Here is a 20,607-nt window from a genome sequence, read left to right on the forward strand (position 1 = left end):
GTTTGTTTGCAAAGTCCCAGTCCAGCGACGGCTGAATGGAGCTTGTTCGCGAATGTTTATTCCTTAAAACTGCACCATGCTAAGCAGGAGATTGTCCTAGATTGATGTCCTTTTTAGTGGGTTTTCTTTCTTTCACTTAATTTTAACAGACAAAAGGTGATTTTTACCATTATTTCGTCATTAGAGTGTCAACCAGTTGTGTATTCCATAGGCAGTTAGTACAATGATGTTTATTAAGAATACGCTTACGAGAAGTGTTTGCGAAGTAAGCTTTTTATACGAAAAGCTTTAGGAGGAAGAGCATGTACAAGCTGCTATTAGTGGATGACGAAGAGGACGTGCGGGAAGGTGTCGTCCGTGAGATAAATTGGGAAGCTATTGGCTTTGTAGTGGTAGAGAAGGCGGAAAACGGCAGGGAAGCGCTGGAAATGGTTGAGCGGCTGCAGCCGGATGTGGTTGTGACGGATATTCAGATGCCGTTCATGAATGGGCTCCAACTAGCTGAAGCGGTCCGTGAGCGTTTTCCGACGATTAAGCTTATCATTCTTACGGGGCATGATGAGTTCGAATATGCTCAAAGGGCTATTAAGCTGCATATTGATGAATATGTGCTGAAGCCTTTTTCCGCGCAAGAGCTGATCAATGCTTTGCTGAAGGTGAAGGAACAGATTCAGGAGGAAGTGTCCCATCGGGAAAATGTACAGCTGCTCAAAGAGCATTACCGCAAGAGCATGCCTGTGCTTAAGGAAAATTTCCTGGCGACCCTGATGAACCGGAAACTCCCGCGCGATGAAGTGTATGAGAAGGCGGCAAACTATGGTATTGAGCTCAGTGGGAATAGCTATGTTGTAGCGGTGCTTAGTATCGACGGGGTGCTCATTCATGAAGAGGATTTGGAGAATCGCGGCGAGCTGGCGAAGTCCGTTTCTTTGAAATACTCCGAGGATCAGGCGCTGAAATATTTTGCCTTGCTGAATATTACGGAGGAGATCGCCGATAAACGGCGTCTTGGTCTTGTTTTCATGCATAACGATCAAGTGGTTGTGCTCGCCGCGAGGGAGAGTATAGATAGAGAAGCTGCGCTTCAAGAAACGATGAAGGTACTGGAAGAAGTGCGCCAGAACGTTGAGAAATATTTGAAGTTTACACTTACCGTTGGGATTGGAACCGTTATGAAAGACGTAACCAAGATTAGCTATTCGTATGAAGACGCCGTGTTGGCGCTGGATTACCGGCTTATTTTGGGCAACAACCGCATGATCTACATTGATGATGTGGAGAAGCGAAACGTGGAGAAGATTCGTTTTGACGATGTGAAGGAGCATGCCTTGACGCGCTGCATTAAGGTCGGGACGAGTCAGGAGATTCGGGAGACGATGGATGAGCTTTTTCAAGGGATTGAGGGCGGTGTTTCTGTTAAGGACTACCAAATTTATCTACTTGAAATATTGACTTGTATCCTGAAAGCGGCCAAGGACTCGAATCTTAACGTCGATGAGGTATTTGGCGATCATTTTATTCCTTTTACGGAGATAAATAAATTCACATCTTTGGAAGAAGCCAAGCATTGGCTTGCAGAATTATGTGCCAGCATGATGAATCATATCGCGACGGATCGTCAATATACGTACAAAAATCTGGTCGAAATGGCCAAGGATTATACGAAGAGCCACTATCACGAAGGAGATATCACGATTAATAAAGTGTGCGGCCACCTGCATATTAGCGCGGGGTATTTCAGCAGTATTTTCAAAAAAGAGACGAAAATGACCTTTGTGAACTATTTGAACCATATTCGTATGGAAGCAGCCAAGGAGCTCTTGCGTTCCACGGATATGAAGGCATTGGAGATTGCGGAGAAGGTTGGCTATGCCGATGCCAATTATTTTAGCTTTTCGTTCCGCAAAAATGTCGGGGTTTCCCCAAAAGAGTACCGTAATAACAGTTCCAAAGGGCTTTAGTGTTAAAGGAGTGGGTGGTAAAGCTTGAAACGTAAAGTGAGAACGCTATTCGAGGCCTTGTATAACGTACTGCTGGACACAATGAGAGTGAAGAGCATTCAATTTACGATTACGATGTCTTTTATTTTGATTACGGTGGTCGTCATGCTGATCGTCTCGCTGGTGCTTTATAATAAATTTTCTAGAACAGCGGAAGAGAGCGCTTTTCTGAATACGCAGCAGGTGATTGAGCAGGTACAGTTTAACTTGGAGCACTATATTAAAGGCATGGCGGACACTTTCGAGGTGGTCGATGCAAAAATTGCTAAGAGCCGCGGCATTCCTACGGACAAGCTGCTCGAGCAGTTGGAAACGATCGCGAGTACGCGCGAGGATATCGTCTCTATTCATCTTTTTACAGCAGATGGCGGACTAGTAACCGGCATTCCCACGACCGAGATGCGTAAAAATACGCGACTGCTCGAGCAGTCGTGGTTTAAGTCTGCGCTGGATAATCCGAACCATCTCACTTTTTCCCTACCGCATATACAGAATTTGTTCAAGGATCCATACAAATGGGTCGTATCCATGAGCAAAGGTGTTTCCATTGAAAAGGATGGGAAATGGGTGGAGGCTGTGCTGCTCGTAGATGTTAATTTCAAGACGCTGGATGACGTGTTTCGTACGGTTTCTCTTGGCAAAAAGGGCTATGTTTACATCATCGATGACTCTGCCGGTAACATTGTCTATCACCCGCAGCAGCAGCTGATTTATATTGGCTTGAAGTATGAAAATGTGGAGCAAGCGCTCAAATTTTCGTATGGAAAATACATGGATGTCAGCGATGGCGAGTCGCGGCTCAACGTGGTCAGGACGGTTAATAACATCGGTTGGAAAATTATTGGCGTCTCCTACATGGATGAAATGGTTACAACACGGAAGGAAATCAGTACGTTCATGATTTGGCTTCTCGTCATTGTCCTTGTGTTCATTTTGTTAATCTCGTCCTTCATGTCTGCGCGTATTTCGCAGCCTATTAAGCGACTGAAAAAGTCGATGGAAATGGTTGAAAAGGGCCATTTTGACACCTATATTCATGTTCGGGGCGCTGATGAAGTGGAGCAGCTTTCGCGAAGATTCAATCTGATGGTCTCACGGGTTCGTGAGCTGATGGATCAAAGTATCCATGAGCAGGAGACGAAGAGGAAGAATGAGTTGGAGGTCCTGCAGTCTCAGATTAATCCGCATTTTTTGTACAATACACTCAATTCCGTTGTTCGCATGGTGGGTAATGGGAAGAAGGAAGACGTCGTCAAAACCATCACGTCCTTGTCGAAGTTTTTTCGGATATCGCTGAGCAAGGGCAAGAATATCATTACAATCGGGGAAGAGATCGAGCACATTCGGAATTATTTGATTATCCAGAAGATGCGGTATAAAGATAAGTTCGATTACGAGATTCAGGTGGAGGAAGAGGTACTTACCTATAAGACGCTGAAGCTGATTTTACAACCTTTTGTGGAAAACGCGCTTTATCATGGCATTGAATATATGGTAGACGAAGGCCTCATTCACATATCGGTCGGCAAGGACAATGAGAAGATTTTATTTGAAATTAGGGATAACGGTGTTGGTATGTCGGAAGAAACGCTCAAAAACATCCTGACCGGTCATGTGAAAAGTGAAAAAGGGTCAGGGGTAGGGCTGCGAAATGTACATGAGCGGATCCAGTTATATTTCGGTTCGGAATATGGGGTTAAGGTTGAAAGTGAGCTGGAAGAAGGAACTACCGTCAAGGTTTGGATTCCAGTATTCTTGGAAGATGAATAGGAAGGAGAAGCCATGGATAAAACAATGAAAGTAAGACCCCTACTATTTGCCGTCCTGGTAGCCGTCATCTCCATGTCCTCCTGTTCCAAACAAACGGAGGAGACCACACCAACCGAGCAGAAAAAACATTTTGAGGTTGTACTCCGAAGTCAAAACGGGGATTACTGGAAGACGGTGAAGATCGGCGCCGAGGTGGCCGCGAAAGAATTTGATGTAGCGCTGGATTTCCGTGCACCAGGCGATGAAGCGGATGTGAAGGGACAAATCGCTCTAATGGAGCAATCGATAGGCAGCGGACCGGACGCCATTGTGCTCGCTCCCAACAGTTATAAGCAATTATCTGGGGTTGTAGATGATGCGTCAATGCGGGGAATTCCTGTTATCACGATCGATTCTGAAGTAGAGTCACGCAAAGCCAAGAGCTTCATCGGAGCTAATAATTATGAGGCTGGGCAATTGGCTGGCAAACAGCTCATCAAGCTGGCTGGGACAAGCGGTGATATTGCTATTGTTAGCTTTATGCAAGGAGAGCGCAATACAGAGCTTCGGGAACAGGGTCTTCTAGAAGAATTATCTAAATATCCGGATGTTAAGGTGATTGATAAGGTTTACAGTATGACGGACTATGAGCTTGCTGCGCAGCTAACCCGGAACATGATGGAGAAGTATCCCCAATTAGACGGGATTGTTGCTCTGAATGAAATCTCGTCCATTGGCGTTGCGCATGCGATTCAGAGTATGAATCTTCAGGACAAAGTGAAAATCATCACATTTGATAGTACGTCCGAAGAGCTGGAGCTGCTGCAGGAGGGTGTCATCCAAGCGACAATCATTCAGAATCCATTCAGTATCGGATATTTAGGTGTAAAGAACGCAGTTGAAGCTTCGAAAGGGAAGAAGGTGCCCAGCCGCGTGGATACAGGGATTAAAGCCATTGATCTGGGTAATATGTTCTGGCCGGATAATCAGAAGCTGCTTTTCCCTTTTATAAAGTGATGAGAATTTCGATAGAACACATGAGGATATTGCATTTGTTTTGGTGCTTTGATCCCGTATAGTAGGGAATGTAAATAATAAACAACACACCTTTTAGGGAGGGTCTTACCTTGAAAAAATTGATTACTCTTGCAGTAGCAGGCGCTTTGGTTGCAACCGTAGCAGGCTGTGGCAATAAAACTGAAACAACTACACCAGCTCCAGCAGCAACTACCGGTGCAGCAGCAACTCCAAAAGCAGCAGACACAGCTAAAAAACCAACAATTGGTGTAGCCATCTACAAATTTGACGATACATTTATGTCTGGTGTTCGTGCCGCGATCGCTGATGCTGCTAAAGATAAAGCAACAGTTGATATCGTAGACAGCCAGAACTCACAACCAACACAAAATGATAAAGTCGATCTTTTCATCACGAAAAAAGTAAACGCTCTAGCAATTAACGCTGTTGACCGTACAGCGGCAGGCGTTATCATCGATAAAGCAAAAGCTGCAAACGTTCCAGTTGTTTTCTTGAACCGTGAGCCACTTGCTGACGACATGAAGAAATGGGATAAAGTTTACTACGTAGGCGCTAAAGCAGAGCAATCCGGTACGATGGAAGGCCAACTGTTGGTTGACTACTTCAAAGCTCACCCAGAAGCGGATAAAAACAAAGACGGTAAAATCCAATACGTTATGCTCAAAGGCGAGCCAGGACATCAAGATGCTGAGCTTCGCACGAAGTTCTCCATCCAAGCGATCACAGATGCTGGTCTGGGTGTAGAAAAAGTAGCGGAAGATACAGCTATGTGGGACCGCGTTAAAGGTCAAGAAAAAATGGCAGCATTCCTAGCTTCCAGCGAAAGCAAAATCGAAGCTGTTCTTGCGAACAACGATGATATGGCTCTTGGCGCTATCGAAGCTTTGAAAGCAAAAGGCTATTTCAAAGATAACAAATTCTTACCGGTTGTTGGCGTAGATGCTACAGCTCCAGCTCTTCAAGCGCTTAGCGATGGCACATTGCTCGGAACAGTTCTGAACGATGCGAAAAACCAAGGCGCAGCAACAACGAATGTAGCAGCAGCACTTGCTAACGGTAAAACACCAAGCAAAGAAACAACAGGCTACGATGTAACAGACGGTAAGTATGTATGGATTTCCTACAAAAAGATTACAAAAGCTAACATGAACGAAGCGAAGTAATCCGAATAGAAGCGGGCAAGAGCAGCGATGTATCATACGCGGGCGCTCTTGCCTTCCTTATTTGGGAACCCGTGCAAAGGTAAAGAGACAATGAAGAAAGGCTTCACTTTGTGGGGATTATCGTGAGCTGTAGGGGGAGTTACCATGACTGTACATGACTATTTATTGGAAATGAATCAAATCTCCAAAGAATTCCCCGGCGTCAAAGCGCTGGATAACGTTACCCTCAAAGTTCGCCCGGGAAGCGTACATGCGCTGATGGGAGAGAACGGTGCGGGCAAATCGACGCTGATGAAATGCTTGTTCGGTATTTATAAGCCGGATGGTGGAGAAATCAAATTGAATGGCGAAGTCGTTTCCATTCAAAGTTCGAAAGATGCTTTAGAGAACGGTATTTCCATGATCCATCAAGAGCTTCATCCCGTTCCTCATCGTAACGTAATGGAGAATATCTGGCTTGGCAGATTTCCGCTAAAAGGGATCGGACCTTTGAAATTAGTGGATCACAAGAAGATGCGTAAAGATACAGAGAGTTTATTTAAACAGCTCCAGATGGAAATTAAGCCGGATACACTGGTAGGGACGTTATCTGTTTCTAAAGTGCAATCCATTGAAATTGCTAAGGCTGTGTCATTCAATTCGAAAGTCATTGTTATGGATGAGCCGACTTCTTCCCTAACGGGTAACGAAGTTGAGCAGCTGTTTCGCATCATTCGCGACCTGAGAAGTCGTGGCGTTTCGATCATCTATATTTCACATAAAATGGAAGAAATTCTCGAAATTTCAGATGAAGTGACGATTATGCGCGACGGTACCAAGATCGGTACGTGGGCATCGTCGGAGTTAACGACCGACATGATTATTTCGAAGATGGTCGGACGAGATCTGAAGGAGCGTTTCCCTGAGCGCAGCAATGTGCCGAACGGTGTATTAATGAAAGTCGAAGGACTGACATCTGTCATTCCAAGATCATTTAAGAATGTATCCTTTGATCTTCGTAAAGGAGAGATTCTTGGAGTCGGCGGTCTTGTTGGTGCTCAGCGGACGGAGTTAATTGAAGCTTTGTTCGGGATGAGAGGTGTTGCTTCCGGCAGCATTTCCATGCATGGCAAGCAAGTGAAGCTCAAGTCGCCGATCGATGCTATTAAGCAGAAAATCGCTTTGCTCACGGAAGAGCGTCGTGTTACGGGTATTTTCCCCGTATTATCTGTTCTTGAGAACACCGTGATTGCGAACTTGGGCAGATATATGAATCCACTGGGGTTCATTAACGAAGCTAAACGTAAAGTAGAAGTCGAACGAAGTATCGAAATGCTTCGGGTGAAGACGCCGAATATGCATGCGCTGATCAAGAACCTGTCAGGCGGCAACCAACAAAAGGTGCTGCTTGCCAGATGGCTGCTCACAGAACCGGACGTGCTTCTGCTTGATGAACCGACACGGGGAATTGACGTAGGTGCTAAATTCGAAATTTACTCCATCATCGCTGACCTTGCGAAGCAGGGGAAAAGTATTATCATGATCTCTTCTGAAATGCCCGAACTGTTAGGGATGTCAGACCGAATCATGGTCATGTGTGAAGGACGCCTTACAGGCATTGTGGAAGGAAATAAAGCAACTGAAGAAGAGATCATGCGCCTTGCTGCACAGCATATGGCATAATGGAGGGGGCCAAGAACCATGAGTACGAAGACAGAAACATTGAAATCCAGAGATATTAGTGGGTTCGTGACCAAATACGCAATTTACATCGTGCTAGTCGTGTTAGTTATCGGTATCGCGATATATGATCCACGCTTTTTATCCGTAAATATCCTTCGTGATATTTTACTGCAGTCATCCACGCGCGTTATTATCGCATTGGGTGCGGCATTCATCTTGATCACAGGGGGAACGGACCTTTCGACAGGACGTATCGTCGGTTTGACGGCCGTTATCTCCGCTTCCATGCTGCAAACGCAGGAGTATGGAAGAAGATTTTTCCCGAATTTGCCGGAGCTGCCATTGATCGTGCCGATCCTTCTTGCGATCGCAGCCGGTCTATTGGTAGGTCTGATCAATGGGATCATTGTTGCAAGATTCAAGGTTCCGCCGTTCATCGCAACTTTGGGTACGATGGTAGCTGTATACGGAGCTAACTCCTTATACTTTGATATGAAACCAAATCAGTCACAGCCGATTGGCGGATTGAGATCAGATTTCAGTCAACTGGGGACAGGCGCGATCGGAACTGGTTCGACGTATTCTATTCCTTACATTGTCATTATTGCCATTGTCGTAGCTATCATCGTTTGGATTGTGTTCAATAAAACGAAGCTGGGGAAATATATGTACGCCATCGGCGGCAATATTCACGCAGCAGTTGTTTCAGGTATTAACGTAAACCGTTACCTCATCTACATCTATTCGCTTGCTGGTGCTTTATATGGTCTAGCAGGGGTGCTGGAAGCAGCAAGAACAGGTGGCGCAACGAATAACTACGGGAATATGTACGAGCTTGATGCGATCGCAGCTTGCGTCGTCGGTGGCGTATCCACTTCCGGTGGTATCGGGACTGTACCTGGTGTTCTTGCAGGGGTTTTAATTTTCAGCGTTATCAACTATGGTTTGACGTTTATCGGAATTAGTCCTTACTGGCAGTTGATTATTAAAGGCGTAATTATCGTCGCGGCTGTTGCCTTCGATATGCGTAAATACATGAACTCCAAATAAAGACAGAAAACACCAAGACGCTTTATATCATTTGGTTATAGGTAATAATGTGAAACAGGCTGTCGCGATTTAACGACAGCCTGTTATCCTGTATTAAATGAAAGCGATTACTGACGTGGAGGGCATAGTCATGGCAAATCATAATTCGGCTAGCTGGAGAAAGCGAATATTATCAGTTTCCTTGAGAAGCAAAATTGTAGGCACATTTATTATTGTATCTTTACTCGTTGCAGTAACTAGCGGCATGTCGTATACATACTTGAATAAAGTGGATAGCTCTTATTCCAAGCTCCTAAATGATAATGTCACGATTCTTCGAAATGTGTCAGAGATCAAAGAGAAAACGCAAATACAGAACAGTATGCTGTTCGGATACGTTTTAGACCCTACGAAGGACAAAGAGAAGCTTTTGACAGAAATGAATGGAACACTTTCTTCGATCATTACAAAGATGGGAGAAGTTTCGAAGAACGAGGATGAGCAAAGTGCTATCCAATCTATGGCAGATTCGAACATGACGTTTGCTCGCTTAGTGAAGAAAGTGACGGAATACGCCGACAAAGGGAATGTGGCTCTAGCCAAAGCGGAAGCGATGCAGTGGGCTATTCCGACAACGGAAACATTGACGCAGGCTGCCGCGAAGATTGAAGAACTGGAAAGGAACGTTCAAGAGGAAGCTTCGGACCGCAATCATGATGTGGTTGTTTCGACCGTTCAAACGTTGATCTGGGTCAGTGTAGCAGCCTTTCTTTTCGCCTTGGCCATCGGCCTCTTGCTGTCTCGCATGATTGTTAATCCCATACGTTCTATGGTACAGGCAGCCGAACGAATCGCAGCATGCGACTTAACGGTTGGTGACATTAACGTGAAGAATAGGGACGAATTACGACATTTGGCCACCGCTTTTAATCAAATGAAAGCCAATCTGCATAGCTTAATTAGTCAGGTAGGGAGCAGTGCCCAGCACGTAGCTGCTGCCTCGGAAGCGCTAAGCAGCAATTCTGAACAAGTTAGCGAATCTTCGGAGCGTATTACATACACAGTTCAGGAGATTTCGATGGGTACGGATGCGCAAGTGCGAAGTGTACACTTGGGAGTCTCCATCATGGAGGAAATGTCAGCAGCCGTTATTCAAATTGCAAGCGTCACGCAGTCGGCTAACCATCAGTCTTACCTCGCTCAGCAAGAGGCAGGCGAGGGCAATGCGGCTGTCGAGACAGCGATAACGCAGATGAATGCTATTTATCAGAAGATGATGGAACTTGCTGAATCGGTACAGAGGCTCGGTCAACGTTCTGAACAAATCGTCAATGCGAACGCGATGATTGCAGGTATTGCGCGGCAGACGAACATGCTCGCGCTCAATGCCTCCATTGAAGCGGCGCGTGCCGGAGCCGCTGGTAAAGGCTTTGCGGTCGTCGCCGACGAAGTCCGCAAGTTATCTATGCAGACTGGAGCAGCGGCGGAAGAAGTCGCTCATCTTGTTTCCAGCATTCAGGATGAAACAAGAGAGGTTGTCAGTTCCACCGAGGCAGGGAGCCGAGAGGTGCAGACGGGGCTTGAGGTGGTCGGCGTAGCGCGAGATACCTTCAAACGTATTCGCGATGCGATGGACGAAGTTGCGAGGCAGATCGAGGAAGTGGCGGGAAGTTCGGCCGCTATATCCGAGAAAACACGCGCAGCCGTGGATGTGATTCGCGCGATCGATGAAGTCGCCGGACAGACTGCTGCGGGAGCAAGAAATGTATCTTCCAACATCGAGGGTCAGTACGCGAGCATGGAGGAGATTTTCTCCTCAGCGACAGTGCTGAACAGCATGGCTGCTGATTTGCAAACCTTAATCGGAAGATTCCGAGTGTGAGGCGTATAGCGGACTCCAAATTTTGGGGGATTCCTCGGTTGGGTAGGATGAGCTGGCTAAGTTGGCTACTTTTGAGCGCTTAAGAGTGCATGAGTTTGCTAAAGAGTGCTTAAGAGTGCTTAAGAAGAACGACATGCCGCTATTTTGGGGAGAATGTGCTGAAAGTCGAATCTAACGGAACGTGAGGGCTCTATTTTAGGAAAATAGAGCTCTTCAGGACGCAAAGCAGCGAAATAGCGAATCCTCGTTCCTCGGGGCGGGTGAAACTGGCGTTTCTCGTCAAAATAAGGCTTCTACTTTCCGTTTGCATTCGGAACATTCAAGCATAAAACAAGGACCTGAGGCAGCGCCTCAGGTCCTTTATTTTGTTGAGCTCGATACTAATCTCGCACTTCCACGATAAGTTCAATTTCCACCGGTGTGTGGAAAGGCAGATCGCTCGTACCAATCGCTGAGCGAGCATGCTTGCCCTGCTCACCAAACACAGCCACTAACAAATCAGAAGCGCCGTTGATGACATAGGGCTGATCGCCAAAGCCCGGAGCGCTGTTTACGAAACCGAGCATTTTCACGATTTTGACAACACGATCCAAATCTCCAAGATAGCCTTTCATTACCGCTAAGCAATTGATAATGGTTTGACGGGCTGCAGCTTGTCCTTGCTCGATGGTGACTTCGCGGCCAACTTTTCCTTCGTACATAAGTTCACCGTTAATGCGGCAATCTTGACCGGATAAATAAATGAGATTCCCTGTCTGATTGCAAGGAATATAAGTGAAACGCGGCTCTGGGGATGGGGGAAGCGTGAGACCTAGCTCTTGTAGACGTTGTTCAATTTGGGACATGCGTTGACCTCCAAGTTATATGATGATTAAATCGAGGCTGTCGATTTCATTCGTTATGCCTCTTTATTCAGAATCCATGGTCGCCAGTTTTCGGTTATTAAGTCATTTAGCGACTACTATATGAAATTGAGCACAAGAGATGTCTTAAATCGGAGTCCTTCTACCTATGTGCTCACTTTGAGGATTTCAGATGAATGGATCCATATTCGCGGTTGATTGATGTTGTAAAAAGTGCAACAATTTCTCCCTAAACCTCGCCGTTCACCCTTCGTTGTTGCATAATGTACAACAATTTGGTCCTAAATAGGTCATTTCGTATCAAATGGGTTCAAATTGTTGTACAAACTGCAACTTCAAGTTGCGAAATAGCCCTTTGGGTTGTGAATTGTTGTAGAAAATGCAACATTGGTAACCACAATACCCAAAACCAATCACAAAACGGATGAATGACTCCATTGTACCTTTTTAAGTCGTACCTACCAGTGGTGGGCGATGGATTTCAATTTAAGACGCCTTACTCCAACATACCTCGTGCCAGCACCGGAAGGCGCTCATATGTATCACCGCGCTGCATAATGACCTGATTATGCAGGTTGACGGTGCTGCAAATGTGATTAGGGATAATACGCAGCTTGTCGCCTACCTGTATGTTGGCTGCTTGGGCGAGTGGCCCAAGATCAAGCATGCCATGCTCTTCGGACATGCGAACGAGAATCGCATCTTCTAGGTTCATGATGTGCCCGAAGCCCCGCAGCTGAAGCGGGTCTGTATCCGGCTGCACATCGGTAGCGAAGGCTTTGCTGCCGCCATCGATGATCGCGAGATCCGCCGCCGGGCGGCTAACGACCGTGACCAACACGCTGCCTGCGCAGTCTTCGATGCCGCAGAGGCCTAAGCGGGCCTGCATCCGATCGTAGTACACGTAGGTGCCTGGCCGGACCTCCGTCACGCCTTCTACCGCAGAGGCGGAAGCGGCCGTCGGTGTGGATCCGACGCTAACGTCTGCGATAGCGATGCCCTGCGCTCTAAGACGCTCGGCCAACTGCACCATCAGTGTGCCTTCTTCTTGGCCGGCTGCCGCCACGTCGAGGGTTGGCTTCCCTGCCAGCAGGGAGCCGCGAAACGTATAGATGCCGGTCAGCCGCAAATGCGGCATGAGGGCGATCTCCGCGGCGAGCGCGGAGGCCTGCTCGTAAAGTACACCGGTTCTGCGAAAGCCGGTATCGATTTCCAGCCGGACTTGCAGCGAGTGGCCAAGTCGGCTAGCGCACTGCTCTAATTGCTGAGCACCTGCCAAGCTATCGACGCCGACGATTAGCTCGATTTGCTCGCTTAAGCGAATCGCTCTTTCAATCTTGCTAGTGGTTACAAGAGGGTATGCGATGAAAATATTGGTAACGCCGCCCGCCGCCATAACCTCTGCTTCGGACACTTTCGCTACCGTGATACCGACTGCACCCGCCGCAATTTGTTGAAGTGCGACGGATGGGAGCTTATGCGTCTTCGCATGCGGACGCAGCTTCACATGATGTTGACTGATAACATTAGCCATTGCTTGAATGTTACGATCCATGCGATCTGCGTCAATAAGCAGGCAAGGTGTCTCTAATGTTTCTATTGTCTCCAATGTTTCCAAGCTCTCCATCGTTTTCATCATCCCTCCACACTCTCTTTCACGGCATTTTTGCCTTCCTCTAAGTGACTATAAAGGGTATACTTTGAAATATTCAAATAAGTGCAAATCTTCTCGCCGCCTTTTTTAATCAGAAAAGCACCTTTGGCATCCAGGAGTTGAATCATGCGCATTTTGTCTTCCTTCGTCATGACTGCCACGGGTTTGCCTACTTGCTCTTGCGCCTCTTGAATCAGAGCATCGAGCAGATCGCTTACACTGGTAACGAACGATTCCTTTACTTCTGCTTGTTCCCCAGGACGTATAAGCGTCTGCAGTGTTTTCTCAGCGATCATCAGCTCTGTGATATCGTAGTTAATGCACAGCGAGCCAACGATAGTGCCTGCTTTATTTTTCATATACATCGAACTGGAGCGCAGAATGCGTCCATCTTTGGTTTGTGTTAAGTAGTTAAACTTGTTGCCGTTGACATGATTACCCCGCAGCAGCTCCAAACCGAGATTCGTTCCAGGATCTCCGACTTTACGTCCTGTGATGTGACCATTCGCAATCGCGACGATGGAGCTGTCGTAAGGACCCGTCAAGTCATGCAGCACGACTTCACAGTTGTCACCGAATTGAGCGCCAAGTCCTGTCACAAGATCGGTCAAAAAACCAAATTCATCTTGAATTGATTCCACGCCTGTCATCTCCCTTTGTAAGGTTATCTGAGCAAAATGGTAACACAAACCGTTTGAATGTCAAACAAAAAGTTTGTTGAACTAAAAAAAAGTATGATTTTCTGGCGATGCTCATGGTACTATGTAAAAAAGATCATTGCAAGACCGAAGGAGGGAACACCCATGAGACGCTGGTTTGCCAAATCCCTGAAACGTAAACTGTCTTTGCTTATTTTGTTCGCGGTTGTATTACCGCTGCTTTCAATGGGGATCGTTTCCTATAGCATCGCAACATCGGTGACGGAGGACAAAGCGAAGCAGGCGGGCATGAACACGCTGAAGCAAATGTCGGATAAGCTGGATTTTGTTATTCAAGACGTTGAGAATATGTCGGTCTTTCTGATCGGGCAAAAAGATATTCAAACGTATCTCAATAACGAAGAAGGGGACGTCAACAGCTATTCTCTTATCGTAGGCACCCTATGGAACTTATCGTATTCCAAAAAATACATCTCCAACATTACGATTACACCGAAAAACGGCAACCCTGCACTTTCTACAACGACCATAACCAATTCAGGATTATTTCCTCTCTCACAGCAATATGAATCCGTTTACAAGCCAGCTTCAAAATGGTGGTCTCCCCTGTATGAAATTCAAACATCGGACGGACCGAAGAAGGTCATTTCACTCGTCAGACCCATCCGTGATGTCAGTACTTTCAAGTCTTTAGGTACGCTTACCGTTTCGCTCGATCAGGCAGAAATCGAGCGTTATTTGACAGGTGCAGGATGGGAAAGCAGCGGGTTCGTTCTTTTGTTAGATCAGTATGATCAGATCATGTCGGGTGGCGATCCGAGTTGGTTAGCACGAACTGTCGGAGAGGTTTTTCCGAAAATGGGTGAGCTAACGGAGACAAGCGGTGTGCTCAACGTACAAAGAGACGAACAGCCGCACACGGTTCTGTTTAATCCGATTCCTCGGTTAGGATGGAAATTGGTTGGTTTCATCCCTACACAGATCTATCAAAAGCAAAATGGTTACGTGCTTACAGTGACAGCTGTTACGATTGTAATTGCACTGCTGCTCGCAATGGGAATGGTGCTCTACTTCTTGCAATGGGTAACGAAGCCTTTGATAAAGCTGACCAAATATCTGAAGGATCTGAATCCAGATGAGACGATTCCTACCTATGAGGTGAAAAGTGTCGATGAAGTCGGACTGCTTGTCCACAGTTATAATAAGCTGAGTGAACGGATTGGTAGACTGAAGGATCAAGTACAGCTGAACGAAGCGATGAAAAAGGAAGCGGATATTATGGCTCTGCAGGCGCAGATTAATCCGCACTTTCTGTATAATACACTTTCCTCCATACATTGGATTGCCTTGATGAATAAGGATCGACAAATTGCTGAAATGGTGGGTGCGCTCAGTGATTTCTTAAGATTTAGTTTGAATAAGGGCGAGGAGTTTTGCGCCGTTCAGCAGGAAATTTCTCATGCACAGAATTATGCCTATATACAAGCTATTCGGTTTCCTGATCAGTTTGAGATTGAATTTTTTATCGATCCCGCGATGGTGCAAATCTCGATGCTGAAGCTGCTTCTACAGCCGTTGATTGAGAACAGTCTTATTCATGGTATCCAGAAGAAAAAAGCGAAGGGTCATATTTATGTGCACGGAGAACTGAAGGATAGTCAAATGAAATTCGTTGTTGAAGATACTGGAATAGGCATGGATGAGACGAAGCAACGCGCGATTCAAGATCAGCTCGCTTTGGCCAATCGTCAACTGGGCATGCTAAGCGAAGTCGCTAAAGAATCGAAGATAGTTGTTACTAGCTACGGACTCATCAATGTTCACCGGAGATTATTACTGCATTATGGAGCGGACTCTGGGCTTATTATTGAGAGTACGCCCGGCGTTGGGACGAGCATTTCATTTTCAATTCCTCTTTGGATGGGAGAACTAGCGACATGAGAATCTTGATTGTAGACGATGAGGTTATTATACGAACAGGTCTTTGTACCGTCATTGATTGGAAAGAGCTCGGTCTAGAACTGCTTCCGGCCGCCTCTTCCGCTGAAGAAGCCTTGGAGCGCATTCCTGAAGAGAAGCCGCATATCGTGCTGACAGATATTCGTATGTCAGGTATGGACGGTATCGAGCTTGCACGCGAGGTGAAAGCGATACTGCCGGATACGGAGATCGTTATCCTGACGGGTTATGATGACTTCAGTTATGCCCAGCAGGCACTGCGCGAAGGTGTGACCGATTACTTGCTGAAGACAAGTCGTCCGGAAGAGATTATTAAAGCTGCGCTGAAAGCGAAGCAGAACATTATGGATAAATGGGAGTCGATTAAACAGGATAATCTTCAACAGGCTGCACTGCGTAATCAGTTGTTGGAACGGGTGCTCGAAAGGGGCTTGAACGATGATAGGGAAGCCCAGGAGCAGTTGCAAGTATGGTTTCGCAAGAATGGTGTAGATGTTCACCCAGAGTCAGGTGAGTCTGCAGCGATGCAAGTTCTCCTTATCTCTGTATCCGGATGGGGGGAGACGCCTATCTTGGAGCTTCTGCAAGGAGCCGCAGAGAATATCCTTTTCGAGCTGCTCCCGTGCGTTACGCTGATGAAAAAGGACCATTTGCTGCTTGTTGTGCGTCACGAAGTCGGGCTTACTGATCAAGCAGGGCTGACAAAGGCTCTTAAACGCGTTACCGAAACGCTCAAATGCTCGGCTTTTGCAGCACTTGGAACTGTAACGCAGGATTACGAAGGCTTACGGGAATCTTATCGTACGGCGAAAGAAGTTTTTACTTACCAAGGGCTGCTAGGAGCACAAGGACTGTTTACGGTTGAAGATATCAAGGAGCGCAGCGGAGGTCGTACGGTTTGCACCGAGAAGGAAGAATCGGAGCTTACGGCGATCTTGATGAGCGGCAATGCTACAGAACTGAGACACTGGGTGAACCAGAAGGTGCGGGCTCTAATGGAAGATGCCGCAGCGACGCCGCTGACGGTGCAGGGCTATTTGCAGTCAATGATCATAGCGGGTCATCGATGGCTTGAAAGGGCCAGTTCTTCTCAAGAGGGGACGGTTCCTCTTAGCACACTCCCTACCTACGAGGGGGAAGGGCGTCCGGAAGAAGAAGTCTTTAAGGTGCTTTCTGCCGTAATGACGCGTTTTCATCAAGGCTTGGATCAGAATCGCTACGCCTATATTCACAAGTCCATTGCCTATATCCGGGATAATCTGCATCAGCCGATTTCACTTCAACAGGTGGCTGGATTCGTCCATGTGAATCCCAATCATTTTAGTGAGGTATTCAAGCGGGAGACAGGCTGTACGTATATCGAATTCGTCACTCAGGAACGGATGAAACGCGCCGTGGATATCCTCCAGGGCACTCAGACCAAAGTCAGCGATATTGCCAGAAGAGTGGGTTATGAAGATATCAAATACTTTACGCAGCAGTTCAAAAAGTATACAGGAAGAACGCCGTCTGAATTTCGACATGGGAATAAAGACTGAATAATGTCCCCCTCTGCGCCGAAGTTTCTCCCGTACCCCCTCCTGAATATGTCCTCTATACTAAAGTTCATAGAGAGAGCTTGAGCTTATGTATCTAAGAAAACTTTAGGAGGTCTAAACAAATGAAAAAGTCATTGATCGTTACACTGGCTGCTACGATGTCATTAGCTTTATTAGCCGGTTGTGGTTCAAGTGGAACCAAAGAGGGGGCAGCGGGTACCACGTCTCCCAAATCGACGGATGCAGCCAAACCAGCTGAGAAAGTAAAATTATCGATTTGGCACAACTATACTGGCGAAGATCTTCGCGCCAAAACGATGCGTGAATATATGGAGAAGTTCAAGAAGGATCACCCGAATGTCGAATTAGATATACAGGGAATTCCGCCCGATGGTTACCGTCCGCGGTTGAAAACTGTTGCTGCCGCTAATGAAATGCCAGATCTTTTCGTGATGTGGCCAGGTGTTATGACCAAGGAATTCGTCGGTGGTGACTTGATTCAGCCGATTAATGAGCTGCTGGATAGCAAAGCGGAATGGAAGAACGGTTTTATGCCAGGGTCCTTTGATGACTTCACGATCTCAGGCAAAACCTACAGCGCACCGATGGCTCTATCTCCTACTTCGATCCTTTACTATAACAAAGAAATCTTTAACAAATATAATGTACAGCCGCCTAAGACATGGGACGATCTCATGAAGCTGGTGGATACGTTCAAAAAGAATAATGTTACACCAATCGCACTTGGTAACAAAGCGGCATGGGTTGCACAGTCCAGCATTCTCAGCTCACTTGCAGACCGAGTAACAGGTACGGAATGGTTCCTGAAAGCAGTGGATCAGAATGGTGCTAAATTTACGGATCCAGAATTCGTACAAGCCTTGACGTATCTTCAACAGCTTGGTAAGGCTGGCGCGTTCCAAGAAGGCTTCAACAGCATTGATAATACACAAATGGAACAAATGTTCGCTCAAGGTAAAGCGGCCATGATGATCGATGGTGGTTGGGCATTACCGAACTTAGCGTCGAATACGTCCAAAGAAGCATTAGCTAACATGGCTGTTACCGTTCTGCCAACTGTGCCTAACGGCAAAGGTGATCCAAACACCCTTTCAGGCGTAGTAGGAACAGGACTTGGGATGAGTAAGAAAGTTACCGGCGCTCAGAAAGCCGCAGCCTACGAACTGATCTATACCTTATCTGGCCCAGAAGCACAGAAAGCCATCTTGGAAAGCAACCAGCTCGTTAGCTACAAAGTAGATTTGGATACAACCAAAGTATCTTCCTTGTTTGCAGAAGTGTACAAAATGATGAACACGGTCAAGAAAACGCCAGTTTACGATGGCAAGCTTAGCTCCGCTAGTGCCGATGTCGTGAACAATGGTCTTCAAGAGCTCCTTATGGGCGGCAAGCCTGAGGACATTGCCAAGAAAATTCAAGACGCACAAGCGAAAGCCGTCGGCAAATAATGTATGGCCACAGGACTCCAGCCAAAGCCCGGCTGGAGCCTTTTTTCAAAAAAGATAGCAAGGAGGGAAGTTATGACCGTATCCGCAAGAATCAGAGGATTCATTACCATAGGGCTGCTTCCGGCCTTAGTACTCTATCTGTTTTTTGTCATTGTACCGATTTTCTGGTCGGCATACTACGGCTTTTTCGATTGGAAAGGTATCGGAGCAGCCAAATTTATCGGATTTGACAACTACGCAGAAGTGATCCAAGATCCAATCTTCTGGAAAGCTTTTAAAAATAACATGCTTATCGTTGCAGCTTCCGTTTTCGGTCAGGTACCGATTGCTATGGTACTAGCGCTTCTCCTCATGCGCAGTACGCTATTTCAACGTGTTATTCGAGCCTCTGTCTTTATGCCCATGGTGCTATCCTCGGTTGTTGTCGGGATCATCTGGGGATACATTTACCACCCGCAAATCGGTATTCTCAACTTCTTACTAGAGGGCATCGGGCTTGATAGCTGGAAGAAATCTTGGCTCTCCGATCCGAAAGTATCGATGTTCGCGCTCATGGTGCCGATCATCTGGAATTATATTGGTCCCTACATGATTATGTTCATTGCCGCACTACAGAATATTTCACCAGAGATTGAAGATGCCGCTCAACTGGACGGCGTGGGTCCGGTGCGCAAATTGTTTGCAGTGACACTGCCTATGATTTGGGATACCGTCAAGGTGGCCGTTGTGCTTTGCATATCCGGAAGCTTGAAGGCGTTCGATCTTATCTATGTCATGACGGGCGGTGGACCGGCGCACTCCACGGAACTGCTTGCATCTTATATGTACAACAGCACATTCAATGTGTATCGTTTCGGTTTTGGCAGCGCCATTTCCACGGCAATTATTATTCTTAGCTTGTTCTTAATCGTTGGCAGCCAATATCTCATGAAACGAGACTATCGTTAGGTAATAAATTCTCTCAGGAGGGACATCTATGGAGCAGGTAGTATCGATGCAGACGGGTTTTCCCGCTGGAGGTAAGAAGCGAAGAGGGTGGGCGCGCGGTGTCATCAACGTCTGTTTGACCCTGTATGCACTTGTCACGCTGTACCCATTGATTTGGTTATTTATGAGTGCTTTAAAGTCCAATGAGGAATTTCATTCGCGGCCCTTTTTACTGCCGACTGTTTGGAAATGGGACAATATCGTTCGGGCATGGAAAGTATCTGGTATGGGCCTTTCGCTCTGGAACTCTACCGTAGTGACGGTGGCCTCACTGGTACTGACCCTAGTCATTGGAGCGCTGGCAGCCTTTGTTTTATCGCGTTTTGAATTTAAATGGAAGCCATTTTTTATGGGCTTATTCCTACTCGGAATGCTCATTCCGATCCATAGCACACTCGTACCACTTTTTATTATTATGAAAAAAATCGGCCTTCTGAACACGTACGGTGCACTTATTTTACCTTATGCGGCCTTTGAACTGCCATTAGCTATCTTCGTCATCGCGGCTTATTTAATTACGATTCCCAAAGAAATTGAAGAAGCGGCGTTAATTGATGGCACTGGCTATTGGGGCATTTTCTTTCGGATGATGCTTCCGCTTAGCTTGCCAGCGCTCTCTACGGTTGCGATCTTAGGATTTTTACGTTTTTGGAATGATTTTGCGTTCGCGCTAGTCTTTATCAGCAAGCCTGCGCTTAAGACAGTTCCGCTGAGTTTATCTGCTTTTGCTACAGGGTATATGACCGATTACGAATTGACGATGGCTGCACTTGCCATTGCCGTACTGCCAACCATTATCGTGTTCTTGCTGTTCCAGGAGCAGATCATGAAGGGAATGACGGCTGGTGCTGTCAAAGGATAACTAAAATCGCCATCCTTGGATTCCGAAAAAGAATCCTAAGGGTGGCGATTTTTATTTGTGTACATGACCATCCCTCAAGCTCGTCCTCATAGT

The 20,607-nt window shown here is 46.6% G+C and carries 15 protein-coding genes; 12 read left to right on the forward strand and 3 right to left on the reverse strand.

The window, feature by feature from the left end; genetic code table 11:
• Nucleotides 1-302 precede the first annotated feature (302 nt).
• From AC58U0_RS33830 to AC58U0_RS33860, 7 genes are all read left to right on the forward strand, one after another.
• Nucleotides 303-1,961 carry a response regulator gene (locus AC58U0_RS33830; protein ID WP_497383108.1) on the forward strand — a complete coding sequence of 553 codons (1,659 nt, stop codon included), beginning with the start codon at nucleotides 303-305 and terminating at the stop codon, nucleotides 1,959-1,961.
• An 81-nt stretch (nucleotides 1,962-2,042) separates the two neighbouring features.
• Complete coding sequence (locus AC58U0_RS33835; protein ID WP_497383137.1) at nucleotides 2,043-3,770, forward strand: cache domain-containing sensor histidine kinase; 1,728 nt, start codon at nucleotides 2,043-2,045, stop codon at nucleotides 3,768-3,770.
• Nucleotides 3,771-3,782: 12 nt separating this feature from the next.
• Nucleotides 3,783-4,766, forward strand: coding sequence for a substrate-binding domain-containing protein (locus AC58U0_RS33840; RefSeq protein ID WP_497383109.1), 984 nt, complete (start codon nucleotides 3,783-3,785; stop codon nucleotides 4,764-4,766).
• A gap of 110 nt (nucleotides 4,767-4,876) precedes the next feature.
• On the forward strand, nucleotides 4,877-5,950 hold the full coding sequence (locus AC58U0_RS33845) for a galactose ABC transporter substrate-binding protein (protein WP_497383110.1): 1,074 nt from the start codon (nucleotides 4,877-4,879) through the stop codon (nucleotides 5,948-5,950).
• A 144-nt stretch (nucleotides 5,951-6,094) separates the two neighbouring features.
• The gene (locus tag AC58U0_RS33850) at nucleotides 6,095-7,612 is read left to right on the forward strand and encodes a sugar ABC transporter ATP-binding protein (RefSeq protein ID WP_497383111.1); all 1,518 of its coding nucleotides are present in this window, start codon (nucleotides 6,095-6,097) and stop codon (nucleotides 7,610-7,612) included.
• A gap of 18 nt (nucleotides 7,613-7,630) precedes the next feature.
• Nucleotides 7,631-8,662 (forward strand): galactose/methyl galactoside ABC transporter permease MglC, encoded by a 1,032-nt coding sequence (gene mglC, locus AC58U0_RS33855; RefSeq protein WP_497383112.1) that lies wholly within the window; start codon nucleotides 7,631-7,633, stop codon nucleotides 8,660-8,662.
• A gap of 130 nt (nucleotides 8,663-8,792) precedes the next feature.
• Nucleotides 8,793-10,523, forward strand: coding sequence for a methyl-accepting chemotaxis protein (locus AC58U0_RS33860; protein WP_497383113.1), 1,731 nt, complete (start codon nucleotides 8,793-8,795; stop codon nucleotides 10,521-10,523).
• Between the two features lie 380 nt (nucleotides 10,524-10,903).
• Here AC58U0_RS33860 and AC58U0_RS33865 read toward each other — a convergent pair whose 3' ends face one another.
• The 3 genes from AC58U0_RS33865 to AC58U0_RS33875 all read right to left on the reverse strand — a co-directional run bounded on the left by AC58U0_RS33865 (nucleotide 10,904) and on the right by AC58U0_RS33875 (nucleotide 13,681).
• On the reverse strand, nucleotides 10,904-11,368 hold the full coding sequence (locus tag AC58U0_RS33865; protein WP_497383114.1) for a RidA family protein: 465 nt from the start codon (nucleotides 11,366-11,368) through the stop codon (nucleotides 10,904-10,906).
• A gap of 514 nt (nucleotides 11,369-11,882) precedes the next feature.
• Nucleotides 11,883-13,025 carry an alanine racemase gene (locus tag AC58U0_RS33870; RefSeq protein WP_497383115.1) on the reverse strand — a complete coding sequence of 381 codons (1,143 nt, stop codon included), beginning with the start codon at nucleotides 13,023-13,025 and terminating at the stop codon, nucleotides 11,883-11,885.
• The gene (locus AC58U0_RS33875) at nucleotides 13,022-13,681 is read right to left on the reverse strand and encodes a helix-turn-helix transcriptional regulator (RefSeq protein ID WP_497383116.1); all 660 of its coding nucleotides are present in this window, start codon (nucleotides 13,679-13,681) and stop codon (nucleotides 13,022-13,024) included. Before AC58U0_RS33875 ends, AC58U0_RS33870 begins: the two co-directional genes overlap by 4 nt.
• 162 nt (nucleotides 13,682-13,843) lie before the next feature.
• Between AC58U0_RS33875 and AC58U0_RS33880 the strand changes: the two genes are divergently transcribed.
• The 5 genes from AC58U0_RS33880 (at nucleotide 13,844) to AC58U0_RS33900 (ending at nucleotide 20,514) form a co-directional block, all read left to right on the forward strand.
• Entirely contained in the window at nucleotides 13,844-15,640 is a 1,797-nt protein-coding gene (locus AC58U0_RS33880) for a cache domain-containing sensor histidine kinase (protein WP_497383117.1), read from the forward strand.
• The gene (locus AC58U0_RS33885) at nucleotides 15,637-17,196 is read left to right on the forward strand and encodes a response regulator (RefSeq protein ID WP_497383118.1); all 1,560 of its coding nucleotides are present in this window, start codon (nucleotides 15,637-15,639) and stop codon (nucleotides 17,194-17,196) included. The genes AC58U0_RS33880 and AC58U0_RS33885 overlap by 4 nt, the downstream gene beginning before the upstream one ends.
• A gap of 122 nt (nucleotides 17,197-17,318) precedes the next feature.
• The gene (locus AC58U0_RS33890; RefSeq protein ID WP_497383119.1) at nucleotides 17,319-18,665 is read left to right on the forward strand and encodes an extracellular solute-binding protein; all 1,347 of its coding nucleotides are present in this window, start codon (nucleotides 17,319-17,321) and stop codon (nucleotides 18,663-18,665) included.
• 72 nt (nucleotides 18,666-18,737) lie between these two features.
• Nucleotides 18,738-19,613, forward strand: a complete 876-nt coding sequence (locus tag AC58U0_RS33895; protein WP_497383120.1) for a carbohydrate ABC transporter permease — start codon at nucleotides 18,738-18,740, stop codon at nucleotides 19,611-19,613.
• Nucleotides 19,614-19,641: 28 nt separating this feature from the next.
• Nucleotides 19,642-20,514, forward strand: coding sequence for a carbohydrate ABC transporter permease (locus tag AC58U0_RS33900; RefSeq protein ID WP_497383121.1), 873 nt, complete (start codon nucleotides 19,642-19,644; stop codon nucleotides 20,512-20,514).
• The last annotated feature ends 93 nt before the right edge of the window (nucleotides 20,515-20,607 follow it).

It is taken from the genome of Paenibacillus sp. J31P190, assembly GCF_059692075.1.

Bases quoted from the DNA above. Each gene is read 5' to 3' on its own strand.
- AC58U0_RS33830 (WP_497383108.1), top strand. From the start codon at position 303: ATGTACAAGCTGCTATTAGTGGATGACGAAGAGGACGTGCGGGAAGGT.
- AC58U0_RS33835 (WP_497383137.1), top strand. From the start codon at position 2,043: ATGAGAGTGAAGAGCATTCAATTTACGATTACGATGTCTTTTATTTTG.
- AC58U0_RS33840 (WP_497383109.1), top strand. From the start codon at position 3,783: ATGGATAAAACAATGAAAGTAAGACCCCTACTATTTGCCGTCCTGGTA.
- AC58U0_RS33850 (WP_497383111.1), top strand. From the start codon at position 6,095: ATGACTGTACATGACTATTTATTGGAAATGAATCAAATCTCCAAAGAA.
- mglC (WP_497383112.1), top strand. From the start codon at position 7,631: ATGAGTACGAAGACAGAAACATTGAAATCCAGAGATATTAGTGGGTTC.
- AC58U0_RS33860 (WP_497383113.1), top strand. From the start codon at position 8,793: ATGGCAAATCATAATTCGGCTAGCTGGAGAAAGCGAATATTATCAGTT.
- AC58U0_RS33865 (WP_497383114.1), bottom strand. From the start codon at position 11,368: ATGTCCCAAATTGAACAACGTCTACAAGAGCTAGGTCTCACGCTTCCC.
- AC58U0_RS33870 (WP_497383115.1), bottom strand. From the start codon at position 13,025: ATGATGAAAACGATGGAGAGCTTGGAAACATTGGAGACAATAGAAACA.
- AC58U0_RS33880 (WP_497383117.1), top strand. From the start codon at position 13,844: ATGAGACGCTGGTTTGCCAAATCCCTGAAACGTAAACTGTCTTTGCTT.
- AC58U0_RS33885 (WP_497383118.1), top strand. From the start codon at position 15,637: ATGAGAATCTTGATTGTAGACGATGAGGTTATTATACGAACAGGTCTT.
- AC58U0_RS33890 (WP_497383119.1), top strand. From the start codon at position 17,319: ATGAAAAAGTCATTGATCGTTACACTGGCTGCTACGATGTCATTAGCT.
- AC58U0_RS33895 (WP_497383120.1), top strand. From the start codon at position 18,738: ATGACCGTATCCGCAAGAATCAGAGGATTCATTACCATAGGGCTGCTT.
- AC58U0_RS33900 (WP_497383121.1), top strand. From the start codon at position 19,642: ATGGAGCAGGTAGTATCGATGCAGACGGGTTTTCCCGCTGGAGGTAAG.